4 protein-coding genes and 1 tRNA gene are annotated in these 7540 nt (G+C 38.5%); 2 read left to right on the plus strand and 3 right to left on the minus strand.

Annotation, left to right across the window (positions count from 1 at the left end; genetic code table 11):
• The first annotated feature begins 64 nt into the window (after positions 1-64).
• Positions 65-814: a DUF2807 domain-containing protein gene (locus EA412_02190; protein TVR82013.1), complete on the plus strand. Its 750-nt coding sequence runs from the start codon at positions 65-67 to the stop codon at positions 812-814.
• A gap of 69 nt (positions 815-883) precedes the next feature.
• Here the strand turns inward: EA412_02190 and EA412_02195 are convergent, their stop codons facing one another.
• Both EA412_02195 and EA412_02200 read right to left on the minus strand, forming a co-directional pair.
• Positions 884-1531 carry a hypothetical protein gene (locus EA412_02195; GenBank protein ID TVR82014.1) on the minus strand — a complete coding sequence of 216 codons (648 nt, stop codon included), beginning with the start codon at positions 1529-1531 and terminating at the stop codon, positions 884-886.
• Between the two features lie 12 nt (positions 1532-1543).
• Positions 1544-2467 carry a sugar kinase gene (locus tag EA412_02200; GenBank protein ID TVR82015.1) on the minus strand — a complete coding sequence of 308 codons (924 nt, stop codon included), beginning with the start codon at positions 2465-2467 and terminating at the stop codon, positions 1544-1546.
• 90 nt (positions 2468-2557) lie between these two features.
• Here EA412_02200 and EA412_02205 point away from each other — a divergent pair.
• Positions 2558-2634: transfer RNA gene (locus EA412_02205), tRNA-Asn, on the plus strand.
• A 159-nt stretch (positions 2635-2793) separates the two neighbouring features.
• Here the strand turns inward: EA412_02205 and EA412_02210 are convergent.
• Complete coding sequence (locus tag EA412_02210) at positions 2794-7152, minus strand: T9SS C-terminal target domain-containing protein (GenBank protein ID TVR82016.1); 4359 nt, start codon at positions 7150-7152, stop codon at positions 2794-2796.
• Positions 7153-7540 lie beyond the last annotated feature (388 nt).

Here is a 7540-nt window from a genome sequence, read left to right on the forward strand (position 1 = left end):
TATTCTGTATGCCATATATAATTTATGAAGGAAATTTTGTAAATTCGTACTAAAACATTTCGCCATGCAGACAAGAAGCTTTTTCCAAATCAGCCTTTGCTTAATAACTGTTGTCTTTTTACTGTCCTGTAATAAAGATGATCGCTTATTTTGTACTAAAGGCAAGGGCGATATAGTTTCTGAAAACAGAAACCATAGTGAATTTAATCGCATATATCTGGAAACCAATGCAAATGTTTTTGTAACTATTGATACTGAATACGGAGTAAGAGTTGAGTCTTATGAAAATATCGCTCCGTTGATAAAAACAAATCAGGAAGGCAGCAGGCTGAGAATAAGCAGAGATGAATGTATCAGAAGAACAAATGACCATATAAATGTGTATATTTCAACATCAGACATAAATGCACTTGAAATTACCGGTTCGGGAAATATTATAGTCCAAAATACATTTAACACCTTTCGTGTAAATAACAAAATCAGTGGCTCAGGAAGCATTACTTTTAATGCAAATGTTCAGGAATTAAACAATACAATTTCAGGTTCGGGAAATATACACTTGACGGGTTCAACAAATATTCACAACATAGACATTAGTGGCTCAGGAGACGTAAGAGCATATAATATGCAAAGCACGAGTGCTGATATTAACATCAGTGGTAGTGGCAATGCAGATGTTTGGGTAACCGGTAAACTTGTTGCTCTTATCTCCGGTAGTGGAGTTGTCAGATATATCGGATTCCCGACAACTGATGTGGAAATAACCGGATCCGGCAGTGTTTTAAACATGAACAGCAGTGGCACAAAGTTTTAAAAAAACTTTCTTATTTCTAAATTGCTATTTAAATTGTCTATAGCCTAAGAAAGATTTAAAGATTATAGACTAATCTTCTTTTTCCAGTATTTCGGCAATCTCATTTAAGTCTTCAAATGATTTTGCACCGACTTCTATTTCGGATCCCCCGACCAGATTTATTCCTTCCGGTTTTATTGAGTCCAATATCTCCAGTATGTTTTGTGGAGTAAAAACAGCTTTTAATAAAATTTTATTTTCTTTACAAAGTTGACGAAGGTCGTTTATTTTAATTGAGGAACCTTCTTTTTCCATATCTTCAATTTTGACTCCAATAGAGAGAAAGTCCAATATAAAATATTCCGCGGCCTCTTTGTAGCTGTCAATTTTACTTTTCAGCTCTTCCGCGGTCATTTCATTTTCAATAGATATCTGTTTAAAAACCGGAATATTCAATTGTTTTATCCAATTAATATCATATTCACCGGTCAGTTGAATATAGTCAGGTTGTACCGTTTCAATTATACTTTCAATTTCTTCTTTTGGGTTATTATGAAATCCGGCAACAAAAGATGTGCCGTATAACCAGTTTTTAATTTCCAGTGCATCTTTAGGATGGATAAAGCCGGGCAGTTCAGGGTTCAAATTTACATCAACCCATTCGGCTCCCATGGCTGAAAAATATCTCCCGTCTGACAAATTGTATAAACTGCCTTTTACTCGTGTAATTAAATCCATTTTTCTTTTTTTTTAAACAATTGAAATATCAAACTGAACCAGGTCAACAAACTCCTGTATACGATTATTAATCTGTTTTTCATCAAGTTGTTGCATTCTTTCCAGTCCAAATTTTTCAACACAAAAAGAAGCCATAGCAGAACCATAAACGATTGCCCGCTTCATGTTTTTAAATGAGATGTCACCGGAAGCGGCAATGTGTCCCAAAAATCCACCGGCAAAGGTGTCACCGGCACCGGTTGGGTCAAAAACATCCTCGAGAGGCAATGCAGGAGCAAAGAAAACCTCGTTTTTGTGGAAAAGTAAAGCGCCATGTTCTCCTTTCTTTATTACCAGATATTTAGGCCCTTTTCTAAGTATTTTTTGAGCGGCTCTTACCAAACTGTATTCTCCTGAAAGTTGTCTGGCTTCCTCATCATTTATTGTCAACACATCAACCATGCTGATAACTTCGTCCAAAGCTTCCCGTTGACTATCCATCCAAAAGTTCATTGTATCCAGAACGATAAGTTCCGGTCTTTTGGGCATGCGTTCAATAACTTGTTTTTGGACTTGCGGGGTGAGGTTGCCCAGCATCAAATATTTACAGTCTGCGTAACTTTCCGGCACAATAGGGTCAAAGTGTTCCAATACGTTTAATTCAGTCGCCAGAGTGTCGCGGGTATTCATATCCATATGATACTTACCGGACCAGAAAAAAGACTTCTCTCCCTTTTTTATTTGCAAGCCTTCTGTCGATATACCTCTTTGCTGAAAAGAAGCTATCATGTCGGTTGGGAAATCATCTCCCACGACAGAAATCATTTTAATAGGTTTATATAAAAAGGAAGCGGCCCAACTGATGTAGGTTGCTGCGCCACCGACAATTTTATCTGTTTTTCCGAAAGGTGTTTCCAGTGCATCAAAAGCGACCGTTCCAACTACAACTAAACTCATAATATTTTTTTTAGCAAAGATTGTGAATTTGAAAAATAATGCCTAATTTTGTGCCACTTTCTTAAAAGAAAACAGCAGAAAAGTCAATATTCCCCCTTAGCTCAGCTGGTTAGAGCGGTTGACTGTTAATCAATAGGTCGTTGGTTCGAGTCCAACAGGGGGAGCAAAATATCAAAGGGTTTCAAGCCATTAGCGTTTGAGACCCTTTTTTATTTGGGTAAAATGGAGAAGGCGGATTTAATAATGATTTTCGTAGGTAGAGACGCGATAAATCGCGTCTCTACCCTTGCGTCTCTATCTTGAGCCTAATCAACAGAAACAGAGAATTATCTTACAATTTGTATTTTAAACACCCTTCCTTCAATATGCAATAAATAAAAGCCTGCCGGATATTCATCGATACTCAGACTTGTCTCAGCATCTGTAAGCAAGCCTGATTGTAAAAGCCTACCGTAAATATCTATCAGTTGGTAAGACTTATCTGAAGAAAAATCACTGACCCGGATATTCAGCCTGTCCTGTGCCGGATTCGGATATATCTTGATGTTTGCCGAATTAGCAACTTCTGATAAGCCTATTGGTTCTTCCGGCTCTTCCGGGACCTCTTCCTCAATATAGATTTGGCCTTTTAAAGCGATATTGTCAAAGCGATTATTCCCATTTGACTGATCTGTATTTCCGGAAAAAAGAATTCTAATTTTAAAATCCGGGTTATTATTCACTTCAGGAATATGACTCAGGTCAATTGATTTTATTTCATAATTTTCACTGATATTAAATTCTGTAAGCGGGATATAAATATCATCACCAATTGTATAAGAGACATAGTGTTTTAGCATTCCCTGACCCGAACGGTGCACGGCATAATCAAATTTAATGTCCTTAAACCCGCTTGTAGGCATTGCAAATAGTAAACTTCTGCCATTAGAAGGGTTTCTCACTCTTGCTGCCCTACCGGGAACTTCAAATTTGTAAAGGTTCAATTCAGAACCGGTATTAAACATGTCTATATCTCTGGATCCTGAGCCGGTATAAGTAAAAAAGGCATGTAAATCTTCATCAATCGAGTAATCGGCATCAATTGAAATTACATCCATCGGTGTTTCAAGCTCATTGAAATGCCAATAATAAATCAGCGAATCATCACCAAGGTTGGGATGGTGAAAATGTGCAATTACGGACGTAGCCTGCTCAATCATAAGTGTAACTTCAGCAGTAGTCAAGTCAGGACTTACAACAGCACTGTCAATTTCCCAGTACTCAAGTTCATAGCCACCGTAGCCGGCAGCTTCAAAAGTCGTTTGAATATTTCCATAAATATTCGCTTCAAAAGGGAATCCGGTAATCCATTCCGAATTCATTCTGATTTTACCGGTTCCTTCGGGATAGACATCAAAAGTAGTGGCAAATGGACCGGTTAAATTATAGCAAGTTGCAAGGCCGTTGATTAAATAATTCGTTCTTGTCAATAAAAAGTCTCGCACATCCTGCACATTGGCTTGCCATTCATTCATGGTACCTCCCCAACGTTGTATTTGGCGGGGCATTTCGGGTTCAATGTTGGCTACCATACTATCCAGTATGTGCACCAGATTGTCATAAGAAAAATGAGTATTTAGTAAGTCGCTGTAACGATTCACATATTTTGTGCGTACGTCATGATTTTCAGTGATAAGCTTATGCAAAATTTGTACATGCCCGTGGTTATTAACCGTAAGCTGTTCAACCTGACAGGGGGGAGCTTCCGCAGAAATATCAGGCATATTCGTCCAGTTAATATAATGTCCGAGGCCGGCTTCCTGATCCCACAGGATATACCGCCATTTTTTTGCCTGCCCGTCCGGATGTAAGCCTCTCCACCAACCGGTATTGTAATTAAGCCAATCACGGGAAACCACGAAGGAGTTAATCACAAAGTAATCAATCAAGCTACTGATATCAAGCGATTGATTTACATATTCAAAATGCAGAGAGTCTCCCATATCATTATTTTGGATGTACTGCACCATTTGATCCCAATCTGTTACGGCATTTTGATTTCCGTATTTGGGAGCTGTGCCGCCCCAGGTTTTTAGGAATTGAATATAATAATCACTTTGAGGATGTCTTCTGTGTTGGTCATAATAGTGACGTGTGTAGTGATGGTCGTCCACCTTTTCTCTTAAATCATAAACACCCCAATATTGGCCATTTACATAAACGATGACATTTAATGAACTGCGTTCATCCAGATTCAAATCACTTAATTGCGATAATCCTTGTACGTAAGAATCCCGTATGTGTGCACCCCCGGTTTCAAAAGGGTAGTTATCATTTGCTGCGGCTTTTACCATCAATCTTCGGTAATTAGTTCGGTCTGAAGTAGAAAAGAAGGGGTAATTTAAGGCGTCATTGTATCCGTGCTGACCTCTTGAAATAAAATCTACGCCTCGCTGGGCATAACTCCAGGAGTCATTTCCATGTTTATTAAGATCTCCGGCTGATTTTTCGACGAAATTTCCATCCTTGTCAAAAAACTCAAAAGTACCAATTGGTCTGAGGTTGATATCTCCCAGAAAAAGCTCTTCTAAATCAATATTACCTGAAAAACTGAAAACCGGCAGTGTATGATTTTCATCAATGAGATAGGTTTTGGTTTGAATAAAACCCGGCGCTAATGAATCTGTTGGGTGATAAGCTCTTGCCCGTAAAACAGTCGTTTCCTGAATTTGAATCGGACTGTTGTAAATTGGGGAGCTGCTGTTTGGTCTGTTGCCATTGGTGGTATATCTGATTATCTCATTCGGGTTTTGAGATGTAATACTGATAGTTTGACTACCTGAATAATTGCCTGCACTAAGTGAAAATTCCGGGGTTGAGGTATAAGCCGGTTTTGAACCGCTATTTGACCCTAAAGGTGTTGGATTTTCAAATACTCCCCATTCTTCAGCTCCATCACTTACCCTTCCGTAAGAATGACCAAATTGAGTCCGCCAAAGTTCATAGGATTCCAATACTGTTCCGTCAGGGTCAGTAAGGATTATGTGCTCGGGATCCATTTGAGACAACCTGAAATTTGTATGAAAATTTGTTCCTGAAGCAAAATCTCTCCCGGAGCAAAAAATGATTACACGCCCGTCAGGAGGAATAAATCCGGAGGGAAACTCCCATTTAGTAGGATTATTGGGATTGTCGCTCAGATAAAATCCGGTAAGGTCAACATAGTTTGAAGAAGTATTGTACAGTTCAACCCAGCTTTCAAATCTGTTAAACTCATCTGAGATATGGTGTGGAGATCCTGCATATTCAGGTTCATTGCCGATATTGACAAGGTTTGAGGCTGAGTACTCATTAATAACGATGTCTCCGGCTCCAAACTGAACATCATCATGCGTGATTTCAATATACCTTCTGTTGATAAAGTTAAAAGTCGCATTACAGCCTGCACCACCCCAAACACGCGATGCATGAAAGGTCAAATCTACGCTTCCGTTAGAAATACCATTGGCTATACCGGTATTTTGAACAACATAGGTTTGCATTCCATCTGTTTGTCCGGAGCCTTGATAAACCTGCGTTTGCCCTGACGGCCCAGAAATAAATGTCCTCTGATCTTCCATCCAGGCATTTGTGCCGGATACTGCCGTAAAATCCCATTCAAGATAAGTGCTTATTATCATATCGCCCTGAGGTACATTCAGCGTTAAAATATCCTCTTCATAATTTGGATGAGAACAGGTGTTCATAATATCCGTATTGTTCAGGCTTACAGTCGGGTCAATCGTTACAGGATAAACACGTTCAGGTGCTTTCAACCAAGCAGCATCAACTTTCAGTTCAAGAGAAAAAATACCCGGGCTGATTTCTTCAAAATAATATTGACCAAATATATGCGGGCGATTATCTTTTTTTCTGTCTTTAACTTCAGTTGCATCGGTTATTACAGGATGTTGGAAAATAAACTCAATTTCATCGTCCGCATTTTTAACATATAATCGTCCGGTTTGTAAATTGCTTTCTTTTTCATGTTCAAAAGTCCAGCCCTCCGGCATATTTACTTCATCACGAATAATCAGCCATGCAGCAGGATCTTCCAAAAAGCTTTCAGACTGAATGATATAATTTGTTTTGAGCAAATTTTCCATAAAAACATGCTGGACATCCAGTTGCGGTATAAATTCTTCGAAATATGCTTCTCCTTCTGAGAGCTGTGGATTAAAAAGAGCTGAATTGGGGGTGCTTATTTTTAAAATATATCCATAAGTATCTTTTTGGTAAAAGCGAATATTTTCGCCATACAGCATAGTGTTGTCGGATGATTTACGAAAGTTTAAAGCTGCCGTTTCAATATTGATTGATTGCATTGGTTTTTCTGCCGGAAAATGGTAATTCAAACCATCTGTTGAAGTCAGCGCATAAGTCAGGCTTTGGTACTGTCCCTGCGCATTTACAAAATGCAGAGGCACAGAAGATGTCGCGCGGGTAATGCTGCCGTTTTTATTTAGAAAAACCCTGCTGTACGCATCCCTTAAGTGAATGAGTTCATAATCAACGGTATGGCCGATGCTTTTGGGTTTAACTTTTCCAAGTTCAGGATGTGAAAGGAATTCTTCAGGTATTTCACTAAATCGTTTATTCGTATCTTCTTGTGCATTTAAATTAAAAAGAACAATTAAAGTGAGAAAGGCGGCAATTATTTTTCGCATTTGACTGGTTTTTAAGAAAAATAAAAGTACATATTTTTTGAATTAAATCAAAATGTTAGATGTTGAAAACTATATATTTAAGTGAGTTAAAAAATGTCAATCTATTGTAAATAGTGAGTTTTAGACGGTCAGTTTTTTTTATTGATTTTGTACATTTAGAGATGGACGCACCGTAGAGACGCGATTAATCGCGTCTCTACCCAACCCCGACAGAAACCCCAAACGGGGAGGAATTACAGGAAATAACAATCCCATGTTGCATGATAATCTGTCAAAAATTATACGCCGGTATAAAGGGAAAACGACCTTTGAATCTCGCAAAACACATCCTGATTTTGCCTGGCAATCCCGATTCCATGACCACATCATTCGAAATGAGGAATCGTTA

Source organism: Chitinophagaceae bacterium, assembly GCA_007695095.1.
Lineage (GTDB): Bacteria > Bacteroidota > Bacteroidia > Chitinophagales > REEL01 > REEL01.

What these genes read in the sequence shown, in the direction of transcription:
- EA412_02200 (TVR82015.1), bottom strand. Translation starts at nt 2,467, where the DNA reads ATGAGTTTAGTTGTAGTTGGAACGGTCGCTTTTGATGCACTGGAAACA.
- EA412_02210 (TVR82016.1), bottom strand. Translation starts at nt 7,152, where the DNA reads ATGCGAAAAATAATTGCCGCCTTTCTCACTTTAATTGTTCTTTTTAAT.
- EA412_02190 (TVR82013.1), top strand. Translation starts at nt 65, where the DNA reads ATGCAGACAAGAAGCTTTTTCCAAATCAGCCTTTGCTTAATAACTGTT.
- EA412_02195 (TVR82014.1), bottom strand. Translation starts at nt 1,531, where the DNA reads ATGGATTTAATTACACGAGTAAAAGGCAGTTTATACAATTTGTCAGAC.